The organism is Staphylococcus sp. Ze2 (genome assembly GCF_048568365.1).
In the GTDB taxonomy this organism is placed as follows: Bacteria; Bacillota; Bacilli; order Staphylococcales; family Staphylococcaceae; genus Staphylococcus; species Staphylococcus xylosus.
Genome location: NZ_CP183486.1, coordinates 1,163,352 through 1,182,204 on the forward strand (window position 1 = coordinate 1,163,352; position 18,853 = coordinate 1,182,204).

At 34.7% G+C, this 18,853-nt stretch carries 21 protein-coding genes; all 21 read left to right on the plus strand.

Translation table 11 applies throughout. From position 1 onward, the window contains the following. Window positions 1–192: 192 nt before the first annotated feature. The 21 genes from fdaB (at window position 193) to atpA (ending at window position 18,852) form a co-directional block, all read left to right on the plus strand. On the plus strand, window positions 193–1,053 hold the full coding sequence (gene fdaB, locus ACM591_RS05165; RefSeq protein ID WP_029377997.1) for a class IIb fructose-bisphosphate aldolase FdaB: 861 nt from the start codon (window positions 193–195) through the stop codon (window positions 1,051–1,053). A 465-nt stretch (window positions 1,054–1,518) separates the two neighbouring features. Then, entirely contained in the window at window positions 1,519–2,778 is a 1,260-nt protein-coding gene (locus tag ACM591_RS05170; protein ID WP_029377996.1) for a UDP-N-acetylglucosamine 1-carboxyvinyltransferase, read from the plus strand. An 88-nt stretch (window positions 2,779–2,866) separates the two neighbouring features. Continuing rightward, window positions 2,867–3,190, plus strand: a complete 324-nt coding sequence (locus ACM591_RS05175; RefSeq protein WP_326026935.1) for a helix-turn-helix domain-containing protein — start codon at window positions 2,867–2,869, stop codon at window positions 3,188–3,190. Window positions 3,191–3,339: 149 nt separating this feature from the next. Then, window positions 3,340–4,767, plus strand: coding sequence for an aldehyde dehydrogenase family protein (locus tag ACM591_RS05180; RefSeq protein ID WP_029377994.1), 1,428 nt, complete (start codon window positions 3,340–3,342; stop codon window positions 4,765–4,767). A 181-nt stretch (window positions 4,768–4,948) separates the two neighbouring features. After that, the gene (gene rho, locus ACM591_RS05185; RefSeq protein ID WP_029377993.1) at window positions 4,949–6,265 is read left to right on the plus strand and encodes a transcription termination factor Rho; all 1,317 of its coding nucleotides are present in this window, start codon (window positions 4,949–4,951) and stop codon (window positions 6,263–6,265) included. Window positions 6,266–6,409: 144 nt separating this feature from the next. Further along, on the plus strand, window positions 6,410–6,667 hold the full coding sequence (locus ACM591_RS05190) for a type B 50S ribosomal protein L31 (protein WP_017722078.1): 258 nt from the start codon (window positions 6,410–6,412) through the stop codon (window positions 6,665–6,667). A 196-nt stretch (window positions 6,668–6,863) separates the two neighbouring features. Then, window positions 6,864–7,463, plus strand: coding sequence for a thymidine kinase (locus tag ACM591_RS05195; RefSeq protein ID WP_029377992.1), 600 nt, complete (start codon window positions 6,864–6,866; stop codon window positions 7,461–7,463). Beyond that, window positions 7,463–8,539 carry a peptide chain release factor 1 gene (prfA, locus tag ACM591_RS05200; RefSeq protein WP_029377991.1) on the plus strand — a complete coding sequence of 359 codons (1,077 nt, stop codon included), beginning with the start codon at window positions 7,463–7,465 and terminating at the stop codon, window positions 8,537–8,539. Before ACM591_RS05195 ends, prfA begins: the two co-directional genes overlap by 1 nt. Continuing rightward, entirely contained in the window at window positions 8,526–9,362 is an 837-nt protein-coding gene (prmC, locus tag ACM591_RS05205; protein ID WP_029377990.1) for a peptide chain release factor N(5)-glutamine methyltransferase, read from the plus strand. Before prfA ends, prmC begins: the two co-directional genes overlap by 14 nt. A 93-nt stretch (window positions 9,363–9,455) precedes the next feature. After that, the gene (locus ACM591_RS05210) at window positions 9,456–10,499 is read left to right on the plus strand and encodes an L-threonylcarbamoyladenylate synthase (protein WP_038678910.1); all 1,044 of its coding nucleotides are present in this window, start codon (window positions 9,456–9,458) and stop codon (window positions 10,497–10,499) included. Continuing rightward, a complete protein-coding gene (locus tag ACM591_RS05215) occupies window positions 10,496–10,912 on the plus strand; it encodes a low molecular weight protein arginine phosphatase (protein WP_029377988.1) in 417 nt (138 codons plus the stop codon). The genes ACM591_RS05210 and ACM591_RS05215 overlap by 4 nt, the downstream gene beginning before the upstream one ends. 152 nt (window positions 10,913–11,064) lie before the next feature. Next, the gene (locus ACM591_RS05220; RefSeq protein WP_038678908.1) at window positions 11,065–11,589 is read left to right on the plus strand and encodes a TIGR01440 family protein; all 525 of its coding nucleotides are present in this window, start codon (window positions 11,065–11,067) and stop codon (window positions 11,587–11,589) included. 23 nt (window positions 11,590–11,612) lie between these two features. Continuing rightward, window positions 11,613–12,851, plus strand: coding sequence for a serine hydroxymethyltransferase (glyA, locus tag ACM591_RS05225; protein ID WP_029377986.1), 1,239 nt, complete (start codon window positions 11,613–11,615; stop codon window positions 12,849–12,851). A gap of 18 nt (window positions 12,852–12,869) precedes the next feature. Next, window positions 12,870–13,499 carry a uracil phosphoribosyltransferase gene (upp, locus tag ACM591_RS05230; RefSeq protein WP_017722086.1) on the plus strand — a complete coding sequence of 210 codons (630 nt, stop codon included), beginning with the start codon at window positions 12,870–12,872 and terminating at the stop codon, window positions 13,497–13,499. A gap of 23 nt (window positions 13,500–13,522) precedes the next feature. Continuing rightward, on the plus strand, window positions 13,523–14,653 hold the full coding sequence (gene wecB, locus ACM591_RS05235; RefSeq protein WP_038678906.1) for a non-hydrolyzing UDP-N-acetylglucosamine 2-epimerase: 1,131 nt from the start codon (window positions 13,523–13,525) through the stop codon (window positions 14,651–14,653). A 157-nt stretch (window positions 14,654–14,810) separates the two neighbouring features. Then, window positions 14,811–15,161 carry an ATP synthase subunit I gene (locus ACM591_RS05240; RefSeq protein ID WP_029377984.1) on the plus strand — a complete coding sequence of 117 codons (351 nt, stop codon included), beginning with the start codon at window positions 14,811–14,813 and terminating at the stop codon, window positions 15,159–15,161. Window positions 15,162–15,189: 28 nt separating this feature from the next. Next, a complete protein-coding gene (atpB, locus tag ACM591_RS05245) occupies window positions 15,190–15,912 on the plus strand; it encodes a F0F1 ATP synthase subunit A (protein ID WP_029377983.1) in 723 nt (240 codons plus the stop codon). Between the two features lie 37 nt (window positions 15,913–15,949). Next, window positions 15,950–16,156, plus strand: a complete 207-nt coding sequence (atpE, locus tag ACM591_RS05250) for a F0F1 ATP synthase subunit C (RefSeq protein WP_017722089.1) — start codon at window positions 15,950–15,952, stop codon at window positions 16,154–16,156. Window positions 16,157–16,253: 97 nt separating this feature from the next. Further along, window positions 16,254–16,781, plus strand: coding sequence for a F0F1 ATP synthase subunit B (locus ACM591_RS05255; RefSeq protein WP_038678904.1), 528 nt, complete (start codon window positions 16,254–16,256; stop codon window positions 16,779–16,781). Further along, window positions 16,781–17,320: a F0F1 ATP synthase subunit delta gene (locus ACM591_RS05260; RefSeq protein ID WP_038678902.1), complete on the plus strand. Its 540-nt coding sequence runs from the start codon at window positions 16,781–16,783 to the stop codon at window positions 17,318–17,320. Before ACM591_RS05255 ends, ACM591_RS05260 begins: the two co-directional genes overlap by 1 nt. Before the next feature lie 20 nt (window positions 17,321–17,340). Then, the gene (gene atpA / locus ACM591_RS05265) at window positions 17,341–18,852 is read left to right on the plus strand and encodes a F0F1 ATP synthase subunit alpha (RefSeq protein WP_029377980.1); all 1,512 of its coding nucleotides are present in this window, start codon (window positions 17,341–17,343) and stop codon (window positions 18,850–18,852) included. Window position 18,853 lies beyond the last annotated feature (1 nt).

Genomic DNA, 18,853 nt, shown 5'->3' on the forward strand with positions numbered 1-18,853 from the left:
GTTGTATTAAAATATAAAATTTAAATTGCTATATTTATTTAAAAAATGGCATAAATTATAAGAATTTCACTTTTTGAATAAAAATTGTTAAATAAAAACGCTTACAATTATATAGAAGAATGCAAAAGTGATATGACTTTGATATAATTAGATTGTAAAAATATGTGCTTAAAGCACCAAGGAGGAACTTTCATGCCTTTAGTTTCAATGAAAGAAATGTTAATAGACGCAAAAGAAAATGGTTACGCGGTTGGTCAATACAACTTAAATAACTTAGAATTTACACAAGCGATTTTAGAAGCTTCACAAGAAGAGAACGCTCCAGTAATCTTAGGTGTATCTGAAGGTGCTGCTCGTTACATGGGCGGTTTCTACACTGTTGTTAAAATGGTTGAAGGATTAATGCACGACAAAGAAATTACTGTTCCTGTAGCAATTCATTTAGACCACGGTTCAAGCTTTGAAAAATGTAAAGAAGCAATCGACGCTGGTTTCACTTCAGTAATGATTGATGCTTCTCATGGTTCATTTGAAGATAATGTTGAAATTACTTCAAAAGTTGTTGAATATGCACATGAGCACGGTGTGTCAGTTGAAGCAGAATTAGGAACTGTTGGCGGACAAGAAGATGATGTTGTTGCTGAAGGCGTTATCTATGCTGACCCTAAAGAGTGTCAAGAACTTGTTGAAAAAACAGGTATCGATACATTAGCTCCAGCCTTAGGTTCAGTACACGGACCTTATAAAGGTGAACCTAAATTAGGATTCAAAGAAATGGAAGAAATTGGTGCTTCTACTGGTTTACCATTAGTATTACATGGTGGTACTGGTATCCCAACTAAAGACATCCAAAAAGCAATTCCTTTTGGTACAGCTAAAATCAATGTAAACACTGAGAACCAAATTGCTTCTGCTAAAGCTGTTCGTGAAGCGTTAGATAACGACAAAGAAGTTTATGATCCTCGTAAATATTTAGGACCAGCACGTGAAGCAATTAAAGCTACAGTAATTGGTAAAATTAAAGAGTTTGGTACATCAAATAGAGCTAAATAATTTAACTATTATATAGCGAAAGTTGACTAGTTTATAATTACAATCTCAGCCATTGCTAAGTGGTTCATTCATAAGTACTGCAATTGTTTAATTGTTAAATAAGCTTTAAACGAGCTTTTAGATATCTAGTCGTTTTCTGGGGCGAGAATAAGAAATCAAAATTGAATTTTTGATTTCTGTTTCGTCCCTTTTTTTATGTTATAATTTGTTAGGCTTTGAAAGCTGATAAATAGAATTACAGTCTTTTACATAATTTTTATAAATAAACTTTAAAAAATGATTTAAATTGCAAAATATTGGGAATTAGAAATTATAGTAAAAAATATATGCATTATGCAGCACTTAATTAAATTTGAAATAGATTTTATGAAACTGTTGTGCTTTGCAAACTGTAATCATTTAATTTATAATGCAAATGATATATTGGAATAGAATATCGATTGAAAGGCAAAGGAGAACAAGCGAATGGCTCAAGAAGTGATTAAAATTAGAGGTGGGCAAACACTTAAAGGTGAAGTGAATAACCACGGTGCTAAGAATAGTGCAGTAGCAATTATACCAGCAGCAATTTTGGCTGAAGACAAAGTAACAATTGAAGGCCTTCCAGAAATCTCTGATGTAAAAACTTTAGTAAGTTTACTTGGAGATTTAAACATTGAGACAGAATTAGAAGGTATGACATTACATGTTGATCCTGAAAATATTGAAAATGCACCATTACCAAATAATAAAGTAGAATCATTACGTGCTTCTTATTATATGATGGGTGCAATGTTAGGAAGGTTTAAAAAATGTGTCATTGGTTTACCTGGTGGATGTCCTTTAGGGCCAAGACCAATTGATCAACATATTAAAGGATTTAAAGCATTAGGTGCCAAAGTTGATGAATCAAGTAGTACTTCTATGAAGATTGAAGCAGATAGATTGGTCGGTGCAAATATATTTTTAGACATCGTCAGTGTAGGCGCTACGATTAATATTATGTTGGCCGCAGTACGTGCTGAAGGACATACAGTTATTGAAAATGCTGCAAAAGAACCAGAAGTAGTAGATGTAGCTAATTTCTTAATGAGCCTTGGAGCTGATATTAAAGGTGCAGGTACAAGTACAATTAAAATTAATGGGGTAGAACGACTGCATGGTTCACATCATCAAGTGATTCCAGATAGAATTGAAGCTGGTACATATATGTGTATTGCAGCTGCTTGTGGTGAGGACATCAGAATTAATAATATTATTCCAACGCATGTCGAACCACTTACAGTTAAACTAAAAGAATTAGGTGTAGATATCCAAGTTGATGATGATAGCGTATTTATTAGACGTAGTACGCCTTATTCAAGTGTTGATATTAAAACGTTAGTATATCCAGGATTTGCAACAGACTTACAACAACCAATTACCCCTCTATTATTTATGGCTGATGGTGTGTCGTTTGTTACTGAAACAATTTACCCAGCTCGTTTTAAGCATGTAGATGAACTGAAAAATATGGGTGCAAATATTTCTGCAGATGATGGTACAGCGACTATAAAACCATCGAAGTTAACTGGGGCTGAGGTTTACGCTAGTGATTTACGTGCAGGCGCTTGCCTTATTGTAGCTGGATTGTTAGCAGAAGGTGTTACAACTATTTATAATGTGAAACATATCTATCGTGGTTACACAAATATCGTAAAAACTCTAAAAGCACTTGGCGCAGATATTTGGACTGAAGAAGTTTAAAAAATGTGGTATACTAAATATACTAAGTAAAAAGTTGTGTATTTAGTGATATGTATTTTAGAAAAAAATCGATAATGAGGTGATAGCCATGGAGGTTTGCCCTTATCTAGAAGAAACCTTTAAAATCGTAGGTAGAAGCTGGAATGGTCTTATTATTAATTATTTATCTAGATGTACGGAAAAATCTGCTCACTTTTCAGATATGAAGCGTGATTTGAAGACAATAACACCACGTGCACTTAGCATAAAATTAACAGACCTTACGGAATGGGGACTAGTAGAGAAAAATGTAGTATCTATAAGCCCGATGAATATTTTGTATCAGCTTACAGATAAAGGTGATGCTTTAGCGGCAGCATTAGTACCAATGGAAGAATGGGCACAAGAGTATATTGAACTTGAAAATAAGTGACTAAATGCCTTGTAGAATAGAGTCTGAAACATCAAGATGATGTTTTAGGCTCATTTTTTATGCACTAGTAGCTGTGAGCAGTTATGTTTAAAAATATAAAATCTCGGTTAAAATATAATTATCAACATAACTTAAGGAGTGAATATATAATGAGAAATTTCACTAAACAATATATCAACGGTGAATGGGTTGAAAGTGCAAGTGGCGAAACGATAGAAGTCATCAATCCAGCAACAGAAGAAGTAGCGGGCACAATAGCGAAAGGTAACAAAGAAGATGTTGATAAAGCAGTGGACGCAGCAGAGAATGTATATTTTGAATTTAGACACAGTTCAGTTCAAGAAAGAAGAGAACTATTAGATAAAATTGTTCAAGAGTATAAAAATAGAAAAGAAGATATTATAGAAGCTATTACTGATGAACTAGGTGCGCCGTTAGACGTATCAGAAAATGTCCATTACCAAATGGGACTAGATCACTTTGAAGCAGCACGTGATGCATTAGATAATTTTGAATTTGAAGAGCGCCGTGGCGATGATTTAGTTGTCAAAGAAGCAATTGGTGTAGCTGGTTTAATCACACCTTGGAACTTCCCTACAAACCAAACGTCTCTTAAATTATCAGCAGCATTTGCAGCAGGAAGTCCGGTAGTTTTAAAACCATCGGAAGAAACTCCATTTGCAGCAATTATTTTAGCTGAAATTTTTGATAAAGTAGGTGTGCCAAAAGGTGTGTTTAACTTAGTCAATGGTGATGGTCAAGGCGTAGGGAATCCTTTAAGTGAACATCCTAAAGTTAGAATGATGTCATTTACTGGCTCTGGCCCAACTGGTTCAAGTATTATGAAGAAAGCCGCGGATGATTTTAAAAAAGTATCACTTGAACTAGGTGGTAAATCACCATATATTATCTTAGATGATGTAGATATAGATAAAGCAGCAAGTGCAGCAACTGGTAAAGTTGTTACAAATACTGGTCAAGTATGTACAGCTGGTACTAGAACGCTTGTACCTGAAAGTATTAAAGAAGAGTTCTTAACAGCTGTAAAAGAGAAATTTAGCCAAGTTAAAGTAGGGGACCCACGTGCAGAAGGCACAGAAGTTGGACCTATCATTAGTAAAAAACAATTTGATCAAGTGCAATCATATATTGATAAAGGCGTAGAAGAGGGTGCAGAATTATTTTACGGTGGTCCTGGTAAACCAGAAGGTCTGGACAAAGGATTCTTTGCACGTCCGACAATCTTTAACAATGTAGATAATGATATGACAATCGCTCGAGAAGAAATATTTGGTCCTGTTATGTCAATTATCACTTATAACGATGTAGACGAAGCTATTAAAATCGCAAATGACACAGAATATGGTTTAGCTGCATATGTATATGGTAAAGATCAAGATACCTTACACAAAGTAGCGCGTTCATTAGAGGCTGGTACAGTTGAAATTAATGAAGCAGGACGCAAACCAGATTTACCATTCGGTGGCTACAAACAATCAGGTATTGGCCGTGAATGGGGAGACTATGGTATTGAAGAATTCCTTGAAGTTAAATCTATCGCAGGTTACTATAAATAATAAATTTTAAAAATATAATTTGTTTGAAGATGGGGCATATAACTTATGCTCCATCTTTTTTCTGATTTTTAGAAATTGAAATACGTTTTGTAATTAAAAAGGAAATTTGCTATAGTTATAAAAGTAAGTAGCGTAGTTACTACGTTATTTAAAAACTTATTTATGAAATGGGTGCAAGATAATGCCTGAAAAAGTACGAACATCACCTCAGTATGAATCGTTCCACGAATTGTACAAAAATTACACTACAAAAGATCTCACTCAAAAAGCAAAATCTCTAAAACTAACAAATTATAGTAAATTGAATAAAAAAGAACTTGTTCTTGCCATTATGGAAGCACAAATGGAAAAAGACGGTAACTATTATATGGAAGGTATTTTAGATGATATCCAACAAGATGGTTATGGTTTCCTAAGAACAGTTAATTATTCTAAAGGTGAAAAAGACATTTATATTTCTGCTAGTCAAATTCGTCGTTTTGAAATTAAGCGCGGAGATAAAGTGACTGGTAAAGTGAGAAAGCCTAAAGATAATGAAAAATACTATGGTTTATTACAAGTTGATTTCGTAAATGGTGAGAATGCAGAAGAAGTTAAAAAGCGTCCGCATTTCCAAGCACTGACACCGTTATATCCTGAAGAGCGCATTTTACTAGAAACAACAAAACAAAACTTCTCAACGCGCATAATGGATTTAGTAACACCTATTGGTTTAGGACAACGTGGTTTAATCGTTGCCCCACCAAAAGCTGGTAAAACATCATTGCTTAAGGAAATTGCAAATGCAATTGCGATAAATAAACCAGATGCAGAGTTATTTGTGCTGCTTGTTGGAGAAAGGCCTGAAGAGGTTACAGATATAGAGAGATCAGTCGAATCTGCTGAAGTAGTACACTCTACATTTGACGAGCCACCACAACACCATGTAAAAGTTGCAGAATTATTATTAGAACGTGCAAAACGTCTAGTAGAAATTGGTAAAGATGTCATCATTTTAATGGATTCAATTACTAGGTTAGCTCGTGCTTATAATCTTGTAATTCCACCAAGTGGCCGTACATTATCTGGTGGTTTAGATCCTGCATCCTTACACAAACCTAAAGCTTTCTTCGGGGCTGCCAGAAATATTGAAGCGGGTGGTAGTATGACGATTTTAGCTACTGCTCTAGTAGATACTGGTTCTCGAATGGATGATATGATTTATGAGGAATTTAAAGGTACAGGAAATATGGAATTACATCTAGATCGTAAATTAGCTGAACGTCGTGTATTCCCAGCAATCGATATAGGTCGTAGTTCTACACGTAAAGAAGAATTGCTAATAGATTCAAAAGAACTTGAGTCATTGTGGCAATTACGTAATATGTTTACGGATTCTACAGATTTTACAGAAAGATTCGTGCGCAAACTGAAACGTACAGATAACAACAAAGAATTCTTTGAACAGTTACAAAAAGCTGCTAAAGAAAGCACTAAAACAGGCAAACCAATTATTTAATCTGAAATAATTAGGTATATATCAAAGCAATGTTTGATTTGGGGTTGCGTTTTATATTTAAAGCCATTATAATTATCAAGTATTGGGTAAAAACTCACAAAAAACTCTGTGCCAGATGGTTCAGGGCAAAGGAGCTGAAAAGTAATGAGACAAAATATTCATCCTGAATATCATAAGGTTATCTTTTTAGATACTACTACGGATTTTAAATTCCTAAGTGGTTCAACTAAATCTTCATCAGAAACTATGACATGGGAAGATGGAAACGAATACCCAGTTATTCGTTTAGACATTTCATCTGATTCACACCCATTCTATACAGGACGTCAAAAATTCGCTGCTGCGGATGGTCGTGTGGAACGTTTCAACAAAAAATTCGGATTCAAATCAAGCAACGAATAATTGTTGTTTTAAAGCATTCTCATTTTATGAGGATGCTTTTTTATATTTACATAAATAATAAATATCACATAATGGCATAGCGATATTCAAGAAACATAGACATAAATAAACGCAATAACTTGGAAATATATCATATTTTAACTTAAAAAATATGATATAATGAACCGATTATGTTTTGAAAAAGGTGGAACGCATAATGTATGAAACTTATCATTCCGGGTGGATTGAATGTATTACTGGAAGTATGTTTAGTGGCAAATCTGAAGAGTTAATACGTCGGTTAAGACGTGGCCTTTACGCTAAACAAAAAGTAGTTGTGTTTAAACCAGCTATAGATGACCGTTATCATAAAGACAAAATTGTTTCTCATAATGGTAATGCAATAGAAGCAATTAATATATCAACAGCAGCAGAGATTTTTAAACACGATTTATCAGATGTAGATGTAATCGGCATAGATGAAGTACAATTTTTTGAAAATGGAATTGTTCATATCGCTGAGCAATTAGCTGAAAAAGGACATAGAGTCATAACAGCTGGTTTAGATATGGATTTTAGAGGCAGACCTTTTGAACCTATACCAGAGCTGTTAGCAGTGAGTGAAGATGTAACGAAATTACAAGCTGTTTGTGCGGTTTGTGGGGCGTCATCAAGTCGTACTCAACGATTAATAGATGGTAACCCAGCGAAAATAGATGACCCAGTTATATTAGTTGGTGCAAATGAAAGTTATGAACCGAGATGTAGGGCACACCACATCGTCGCACCGAGTAATGATGAGAAGGAGGAAATGTAGTGTTTGATCAATTAGATATTGTAGAAGAAAGATATGAACAATTAAATGAATTATTAAGTGATCCAGATGTTGTGAGCAACCCAGATAATTTGCGTAATTATTCAAAAGAACAATCAGACTTACAAAAAACGGTAGAAGTATACCGTGACTATAAACAAACAAAAGAAGATTTAGCAGAAGTTGAAGAAATGTTACGTGAAACAAAAGATAGCGAAGAAATTGAGATGCTAAAAGAAGAGCATCAAACGCTCCAAAATAAAGTGCCTAAATTAGAAGAAGAACTTAAATTCTTACTAATTCCTAAAGATCCTAACGATGAAAAAGATGTTATCGTAGAAATTCGTGCTGCCGCAGGTGGAGATGAAGCTGCTATCTTTGCAGGAGATTTATTTAGAATGTACTCTAAATATGCTGAGGCGCTCAATTACAAGACAGATATTGTAGAAATTACAGAGAGTGATCATGGCGGATATAAAGAAATTAGTTTCTCAGTTTCTGGGAATGGTGCGTTCAGTAAATTGAAGTATGAGAATGGTGCGCACCGAGTACAACGTGTCCCAGAAACAGAATCTGGTGGCCGTATTCATACGTCAACAGCTACTGTGGCTGTTTTGCCAGAAGTAGAAGATGTGGAAATTGAAGTTCGTAATGAAGACTTAAAAATTGATACCTATCGTTCTAGTGGTGCAGGTGGTCAGCACGTAAATACGACAGATTCAGCAGTACGTATTACGCATATTCCAACGGGTATTATTGCGACTTCATCAGAGAAATCTCAAATTCAAAACCGTGAAAAAGCTTTAAAAGTATTAAAAGCACGTTTATTTGATATGAAATTACAAGAAGAACAACAAAAATATGCAGCACAACGTAAATCTGCGGTCGGTACAGGTGACCGTTCGGAACGTATTAGAACATACAATTATCCTCAAAGCCGTGTAACTGATCATAGAATTGGTTTAACATTACAAAAGTTAGATCAAATTATGGAAGGCAAATTGGATGAAATTATTGATGCTCTAACTTTAGCTGAACAAACTGATAAATTGAAAGAACTTAACAATGGTGAATTATAAAACTATATTAAGCAATGCTAAAGAAAAGTGCGTCGAACGACATATTGAGACAGCTCGAGCTGAATGGCTGATGCTTGATTTGTTTGAATGGTCCAAGGCGGATTATTTAATGCATATGAACGATGAAATATCAGTATCACATTTAAAAATGTTTGATGAAGCAGAGTGCAGAATGCTCAATGGTGAACCGATACAGTATATTACGGGAAAACAAACTTTTTATGGTGAGATTTTTAATGTAAATAAAAATTGTTTAATCCCTAGACCTGAAACTGAAGAGGTTATGTTACATTTCTACCATCAACTTAAAAAAGGCGATACTGTAGTGGATGTGGGTACAGGAAGTGGTAATATTCCAATTGTACTCAAAAAATTAGATAGCACGCTCAATGTGTACGCAACGGATTTATATCGAAATGCATTAACAGTAGCTAAAGCAAATGCTCAACATCATCAAGTTGAAATTAAGTTCTTGCAAGGAGACGGTTTAACACCCCTTATAGAACAAGGCGTAAAAGTAAACGGATTGATTTCTAATCCACCGTACATTGATAATGATGAAGCGGAAATGATGGAAGATACAGTGCTGAAATATGAACCACATTCTGCGCTATTCGCAGCTAATAATGGCTATAAAGTTTATGATACGATCTTAGATCGCTTACCAGAAGTTTTACTACCGAATGCTAAAGTAGTATTTGAAATAGGGTTTGCCCAAGGTCCAAAATTAAAAGAAAAGATTATAGCTAAATATCCAACATTAGATGTTCAAATTATAAAAGACATTAATAATAACGATCGCATAATTGCTTTCGTATGGTAAAAAAAAGTTATGCACTGAACATGGACAATCATGAGAGTGCATAACTTTTTATTTTGCTTTAAAATGAATAACAAGATGAAAGGATGTGCCTAGATGAAAACGCATATATGGGATTTACGCCACTATGAGCGCAATCTGACTACTTATGATGGGATTGAAGAAATAAAATCAATTTTTGAAAAAGGTGGATTAATCGCTATTCCAACTGAAACAGTTTATGGATTAGGTGGAGATGCACGTAATAATGAAGCGATAAAAAAAATTTATGAAGCTAAGGGTAGACCTTCTGATAATCCATTAATTGTTCATATACATGAACTTAATCAGTTGAAGTCATTTACTAATGACTTAACACAAGAAGTTGAACTATTAATGAATACATTTTGGCCAGGACCCATATCCTTCATATTACCATTAAAAAAAGGATACTTATGTGATCGTGTAAGCGGTGGTCTAAATTCAATAGCTGTGCGAATGCCAAGTCATCCTATCGGCAGAGAATTACTTCAATTAATTGATATTCCTATTGCTGCACCTAGTGCAAATTTAAGTGGCCGGCCTTCACCAACGACCTTTGATCATGTGTACCATGATTTAGATGGTCGTATAGATGGGATTGTTAATGGTGATCAAAGTGAAGAGGGACTAGAAAGCACAGTATTAGACTGTACACAATTTCCTTTTAGAATCGCTAGGCCAGGATCGATTACAAAATCAATGATTGAAAAAGTATTACCTGAGTGCATTGAGACAGAGGTATCATTGAACACAGACAAGCCAATTGCTCCAGGTATGAAATATAAACATTATTCACCTGACACGCCTATAAAAATATTAGAAAATTTTCATAAGAAACCTTCATCAGGTAAGAATTGGAGCAAGGTTGCTTTTATCGTCCCGCAGAGTCATCGTGAAATAGTTCCAAATCAAGCAAAATTTATACCACTATGTAAAGATGAAAATGATATTAAAGGTGCCAATCATAACCTTTATCATATATTACATCGATTAGATGAAGATTGTGAAATAGCGCATGCCTATATCTTTGGATTCCCGTTGAATGATAATACTACTGCGATTATGAATAGAATGATGAAAGCAGCTAACCAAACTGTTATAAAAGGAGACGAATTATGAAGATCGTTTTTGTGTGTACAGGTAATACATGTAGAAGTCCTTTAGCAGAAAGTATAGCAAAAGCAAAATTACCTAACCATACTATCGTATCAAGAGGTATTTATGCTATGGATGGTCAACCTATCTCTAAACATTCATTAAATATAATAGAAGAAGAAGGATTGCCAATACCAGAACATGCGATGTCGTTTACACATAAAGATTTAAGTGCAGATTTGATTTTGACCATGAGCTGGTCACATAAGTTAGCCATTCAACAAATGGGTCATAATACAGCACACGTCTATACATTGAATGAATATGCTGGGCTACGTGGCGAAGTCTCAGACCCATTTGGTGGTAACAAAGAAGACTACATTAAAATATATAATGAATTAAATGTGCTGATAGATAGTTTAAAAAATAAAATATAAAAAAATTAAATTTGTGAAATGAGTATGAGAGCGTTCCTAAATACGTTATAATGATAACGTGTAGCAAATTTGTTGTCAGTCAATTTTGTATGTTGTTAAAGCACATTGGTAGTTACATACTTTTATTCAACTTAATTAAAAGGGGTGGAAGAATGGAAGACTTAAAGTTACTATTAAACGAATTAAAAGCACAATCATTTTTTAAAGTTGATGAATTATGCATTATCGGTTGTTCTACATCTGAAGTAATTGGTGAACGCATCGGTAGTGTTGGATCAATGGAAATTGCTCAAGAAATATTTGAAGCATTAAAAGAAATTGAAAACGAAACAGGCGTTTCGTTTGTATTTCAAGGTTGTGAACATATTAATCGTGCAGTGACCATTGAGAAATCAAATTTTGATCCCCTTATAATGGAAGAAGTTACAGTTGTGCCAGATGTTCATGCTGGTGGAAGCTTAGCAACTTATGCGTATCAACATATGGTTGATCCAATGGTTGTTGAGCATATTTCTGTACCTAAAGGTATTGATATTGGCCAAACTTTAATTGGAATGCATATTAAACATGTTGCTATTCCAGAGCGTACAAGTGTCAAGCAAATTGGTGAAGCAATTGTTACAATCGCTTCTTCAAGACCAAAAAAAATTGGTGGCGAAAGAGCAAAATACAACTAATACAGAAACGAGGGAATTACCAAATGTCATTTATTCAAGAGCAAGATAAGGAAATATATGAAGTGATTCAAAATGAATTTAACCGTCAAAACAACAATATCGAGCTGATTGCTTCAGAAAACTTCGTATCAGAAGCAGTTATGGAAGCGCAAGGTTCAGTATTAACTAATAAATATGCTGAAGGCTACCCAAACAGAAGATACTATGGTGGTTGTGAATTTGTGGATGTTTCAGAAGCTTTAGCAATTGATCGTGCCAAAAAATTGTTTGGTGCCGAGCATGTTAATGTACAGCCACACTCAGGTTCTCAAGCAAATATGGCTGTTTATCTCGTAGCATTAGAACACGGTGATACTGTATTAGGTATGAATTTAAGTCATGGTGGACACTTAACACATGGCGCGCCTGTTAACTTTAGTGGTCAATTTTATAACTTTGTTGAATATGGCGTAGACGAAGAAAATGAACAAATTGACTATGATGAAGTATTGAAAGTAGCCAAAGAACATCAACCTAAATTAATCGTTGCAGGTGCTTCTGCATATTCAAGAACAATTGATTTTAAACGCTTTAAAGAAATAGCAGACGAAGTAGGCGCAAAATTAATGGTAGATATGGCTCATATTGCAGGTTTAGTAGCAGTTGGCTTACACCCAAATCCTGTAGAATATGCTGACTTTGTTACGACTACAACTCATAAAACATTACGCGGACCTCGTGGTGGGATGATTTTATGTAAAGAAGAATATAAAAAGCAAATTGATAAAACAATCTTCCCAGGGATTCAAGGCGGTCCTTTAGAACACGTTATCGCTGCCAAAGCTGTTGCATTTGGGGAAGCATTGCAAGATGACTTTAAAGTATATCAACAACAAGTAGTTAACAATGCTAAAACTTTAGCAAATACATTGACTGACGAAGGATTTAGAGTTGTTTCAGGTGGTACTGATAATCATCTTGTTTCTGTAGATGTCAAAGGTTCTGTAGGCATAACTGGTAAAGTTGCTGAAGAAACATTAGATGCTATAGGTATTACATGTAATAAAAATACAATTCCATTTGATCAAGAAAAACCATTCGTGACAAGCGGAGTTCGTTTAGGTACACCAGCAGCAACAACACGTGGATTTGATGAAGCTGCTTTTGAAGAAGTTGCAAAAATTATTAGCTTAGTTTTAAAAGATCCGGAAAATGAAAAAGCGTTAGAAGAAGGAAAAGAAAGAGTTAAAGCTCTAACTACTAAACATCCTTTATATAACTAAAATTGGAGGAAATAAATTATGGGCAAAGTACATGTTTTTGACCACCCACTTATTCAACACAAATTAAGTTACATTCGAGACGTACATACTGGGACTAAAGAATTTAGAGAGTTAGTAGATGAAGTTGGTATGTTAATGGCATACGAAGTAACACGAGATTTAGAATTGCAAGATGTTGAAATAGAAACACCTGTCACTAAAATGATAGCTAAACGCTTAACAGGTAAAAAATTAGCTTTCGTACCAATTTTAAGAGCTGGTTTAGGTATGACGCAAGGCATATTAAACTTAGTGCCAGCAGCTAGAATTGGTCATGTGGGACTATATAGAGATCCTGAAACACTTGAAGCTGTAGAATACTTTGTAAAATTACCACAAGACATCGAAGAGAGAGAAATTGTAGTGGTTGACCCTATGTTAGCAACTGGAGCATCAGCTATAGAAGCAATTAACTCGCTTAAAAAACGTGGCGCTAAAAATATTCGCTTTATGTGTTTAATTGCAGCGCCCGAAGGTGTGGAAAAATTACAAGAAGCTCACGAAGATGTAGACATTTTCATCGCAGCATTAGACGAGAAATTAGATGAACATGCTTATATTACACCAGGCTTAGGTGATGCAGGAGACCGTTTATTCGGTACAAAATAGTTTCGCCTAGGAGTGGAATAAAAATGAAAAAAATAATGACTGTATTTGGGACACGTCCTGAAGCAGTAAAAATGGCGCCTCTTGTACAAGCATTGAAAAATGATGATGCACTAGAACCGATTGTTGTAGTTTCTGCTCAACATAGGGAAATGCTTGATTCAGTATTGGAAAGTTTTCATATCAAGCCAGATTATGACTTGAATATTATGAAGCAAGGGCAATCTTTATCAGAAATTACATCTCGTATTTTACAAAGGTTAGAGCACGTCATTCAAGAGGTAAAACCAGATATGATACTGGTTCATGGAGATACCATGACGACTTTTGCTGGAAGTTTAGCCGCTTTATATAATCAAGTACCTATTGGTCATGTTGAAGCTGGCTTACGTACATGGGATAAATATTCGCCATTTCCTGAAGAAATGAATCGGCAAATGGTAGGTGTAATGGCAGATTTGAATTTTGCTCCTACTAATAATGCTGCAAATAATCTTATTGCAGAAAACAAACCGCTGGATGCTATAGTAGTAACTGGTAATACAGCAATTGATGCGATGAAGACAACAATTCACGAAAATTATCAATCCGATATTATTTCGAAACATAAAGATAAACGTATTATCTTATTGACTGCGCACAGACGTGAAAATATTGGTGAACCTATGTCACATATTTTTAAAGCGGTAAGAGATATTGTGGATACTTATGAAGATGTTGTTGTTGTTTATCCTATGCATAAGAATCCTCAAGTACGAGAAATTGCTGATATTTATTTATCAGGGCATAGCCGTATAGAATTAGTCGAACCTTTGGAAGTGGTTGATTTCCATAATTTTGCCCATCAATCTTATATGATATTGACTGACTCTGGAGGAGTACAAGAAGAAGCGCCATCATTAGGCAAACCAGTATTAGTTTTAAGAGATACAACGGAAAGGCCAGAAGGTGTAGAAGCTGGCACACTTAAAATAGTAGGTACAAATGAACAATCAGTATTTGAGGCTACAAAAGAATTACTTGAAAATCAACAAGTATATGAAACGATGAGTAGTGCCCGCAATCCTTATGGTGATGGTAATGCATCATTACGGATATGTGAGAATATTAAATATTATTTTCATATAATTTCTGAAAAGCCAGAATCATTCAAATAATAAAAGGTGTTAATGTGTCATTTTTGTGACAATTATGTAAAAAATAAAACTACATTTTGAATAGAATTGACACGTTAACTACCCTATATTATTATTAAAATTGTATGATTGAAATGGTTTTCATAATTGAACGAAAAAGACGAAGTGAGGCACAGTCATGAAACGTTTCAACATCTTTTTTAATAGGTACATTAAATACTATTTTTATGGTATAATTGTGCTATTAATTGTGTTTATTTTCACATACTCACCATTTGTTTTGGGACTTATAATAGGTACACTAGGATCACTAATTAACACCTTTACTTTCGAATATTATTTAGAGAAAGCAAAAGAGAAAGACAATATACATATATCAACGGGCAACGTTTGGAGATATTTAATAGTGATACTTTCGTGTTGTATCTGGTATTTTTATAAGGATCAAATTAATATTATTGGTGTAGTCATTGGTTTAATGATTTCGTATGTTTTGATTGTTTTCAAACCATTTATACACAAGAAATAAATTTAATATATGAAAGAGGTGAGAAAGCATGAAGCATAAAGACCCTCTTGTCAGTTGGGATGTATTCGGTATAGACATCGTGTTTAACCTATCATCAATTTTGATGTTGATTATTACATCGGTTATTGTTTTTGTCATAGCTATTACTTGTACACGCAACCTCAAGAAACGTCCAACTGGTAAGCAAAACTTTATCGAGTGGGTTTTTGACTTTGTAAGAGGAATTATTGAAAGTAACATGGCTTGGTCCAAGGGTGGTCAGTTCCATTTCTTAGCTGTTACATTAATATTTTTCATATTTGTGAGTAATATGCTAGGGTTACCATTTCAATTAATTTCAGGTCATACACTGTGGTGGAAATCACCGACAGCAGATGCCACTGTAACTTTAACTCTATCAACATTAGTCATCCTATTGACGCATTATTATGGTGTTAAGATGACAGGTACTAAAGGCTATTTCCGTAACTATACAAAACCTATCTTCTTATTACCGATTAACATTTTTGAAGAATTTACTTCAACGTTAACGCTTGGTTTACGTTTGTACGGTAATATATTTGCAGGTGAGTTATTACTTGGATTATTGTCAGGTTTAGTATTTAGTTTCCCAGCCTGGGGATGGATCATTGGATTACCTGGACTCGTAGTTTGGCAAGGTTTTTCAATATTCATAGGTACAATTCAAGCATACATTTTTGTAATGCTTTCAATGGTTTATATGTCCCATAAAGTTCAGGACAGTCATTAAATAAAATTAAAAGAAAAAAATTAGGAGGATTTTATAAATGAATACAATCGCAGCAGCAATCGCAATCGGCTTATCAGCATTAGGTGCAGGTATCGGTAACGGTCTTATCGTTTCAAGAACAGTAGAAGGTGTAGCACGTCAACCAGAAGCACGCGGACAATTAATGGGTATTATGTTTATTGGTATTGGTTTAGTTGAGGCATTACCTATCATCGGTGTAGTTATCGCTTTCATGTCACTATAATTCAAACAGCTATTCAGGCGAGGTCACTGTGACTTTCGCCGTTCGTTTTTATAAATATGTCTTATGATGATAATGAATGAAAGGAGTGTCTATGTAAGTGACTGCTACGACAAATATGTTCGTACTTGGTGCAGCTGGAGCAAGCGGAGTTCAATGGGGAACTATTATTGTTACCTGTATAACTTTCGGTATCTTATTACTATTATTGAAAAAATTTGCATGGGGTCCATTAAAAGATGTAATGGATAAACGTGAGCACGATATTAATAAAGATATTGACGATGCTGAACAAGCTAAGCTTAATGCACAAAAGTTAGAAGAACAAAATAAACAAACATTAAAAGAAACGCAAGATGAGGTTCAAAGGATTTTAGAAGACTCTAAAGTTCAAGCGCGTAAACAACATGAAGAAATTATTCATGAAGCGAATATCAGAGCAAATGGTATGGTTGAAACAGCACAAAATGAAATTAATAGTGAGAAAGAACGTGCAATTGCAGATATCAACAATCAAGTTTCTGAGCTTTCAGTATTAATCGCATCGAAAGTACTTCAAAAAGAAATTTCAGAACAAGACCAAAAAGCATTAGTTGAAAAGTACATTAAAGAGGCAGGCGATAAGTAATGGCTAAAATAGCAAAAAAATATGCCAAGGCATTATTTGATACTGCTAAAGATGCAGACATCCTTGACGCAATGTATGAAGAATTTTCAACTATCAATGCAGCAGTTCATTCAGAAATAAAAAAGTTACATGAATTGGATAGAGATCCACAAAAAGACGTTGACCAACGTCATCGCTTTGTGAATATTGTTTTTGGTCATGCCAACCAGTATATGCACAATATGTTGATGATATTAGCTAGTAATCGTCATCTTGGATATATTCATGAAATATACACAGAATTTGAAACATTATACAACGAACTTCATAATCAAGATTATGCTGTTATCGAATCAGTATATGAACTCTCTGAAGAAGAAGTATCACGTATAGAAGAAATTATAAAAGCACGTACAAAACTTTCTAAAACAATGATTACTAATAAAATTAATCCAGAACTTATCGGTGGTATCAGAGTAAAAGTAGGTACTAAAGTTATGGACGCAAGTTTGAAAAATGACCTTGCACAATTAGAAAAACAATTTACAAGAGTGAAATAAAAATAGAAGGAGTGACATAGATGGCCATTAAAGCTGAAGAAATCAGTGCATTACTTCGCTCACAAATAGAAAATTATGAGTCGGAAATGGCAGTTACTGATGTAGGTACAGTTCTACAAATTGGTGATGGCATCGCTTTAATCCACGGATTAAATGATGTTATGGCTGGTGAGTTAATAGAATTCAAAAGTGGCGTTCTAGGCTTAGCACAAAACTTAGAAGAATCAAATGTAGGTGTCGTTATTTTAGGACCATACGCTGATATCAAAGAAGGGGACGAAGTAAAACGTACTGGACGTATTATGGAAGTACCTGTAGGTGATGAATTAATCGGTCGTGTGGTTAATCCATTAGGACAAGCTATTGATGGGCAAGGACCAATCAATACTACTAAAACACGCCCTGTAGAAAAGAAAGCAACTGGTGTTATGGATCGTAAATCCGTTGACGAACCACTACAAACAGGTATTAAAGCCATTGATGCGCTTGTACCAATTGGCCGTGGGCAACGTGAATTGATTATCGGTGACCGCCAAACTGGTAAAACAACAGTAGCAATCGACACAATCTTAAACCAAGCTGATCAAGATACAATCTGTATCTATGTAGCGATTGGACAAAAAGATTCAACAGTTCGTGCCAATGTTGAAAAATTACGTCAAGAAGGCGCATTAGATTATACAATTATCGTATCTGCTTCAGCAGCAGATCCAGCTCCAATGCTTTACATAGCGCCATATGCTGGTGTTGCTATGGCTGAGGAATTCATGTTTGCTGGTAAAGATGTATTAATCGTTTATGATGACTTAACGAAACAAGCTGCAGCTTATCGTGAATTATCATTACTATTACGTAGACCACCAGGCCGTGAAGCTTATCCAGGTGATGTATTCTACTTACACAGTAGATTACTTGAGAGAGCTGCCAAATTAAACGATGATTTAGGTGGAGGCTCAATAACTGCTTTACCAATTATCGAAACACAAGCTGGTGATATTGCAGCATACGTGCCAACAAACGTAATCTCAATTACTGATGGACAAATCTTCTTACAATCAGATTTATTCTTCTCTGGTGTTAGACCTGCAATTAACGCAGGACAATCCGTATCACGTGTTGGTGGTTCAGCTCAAATTAAAGCAATGAAAAAAGTTGCTGGTACATTACGTTTAGATTTAGCGTCTTATCGTGAATTAGAGTCATTCGCTCAGTTTGGTTCTGATTTAGATGAGTTCACTGCACAAAAATTAGAGCGTGGTAAACGTACGGTTGAAATCTTGAAACAAGATAAAAACAAACCACTACCTGTAGAAAATCAAGTTTTAATTATTTATGCTTTAACTAAAGGTTATTTAGATGATATCCCTGTTGAAGATATTACACGTTTTGAAGACGAGTTAAATCTATGGGCTAAATCTAATGCGACTGAATTATTAAATGAAATCAAAACTTCAGGTGCGCTTCCTAAAGATGACGCGTTTGAATCTGCAATTAATGAATTCAAAAAAAGTTTCAGTAAATCAGAAGCGTAAT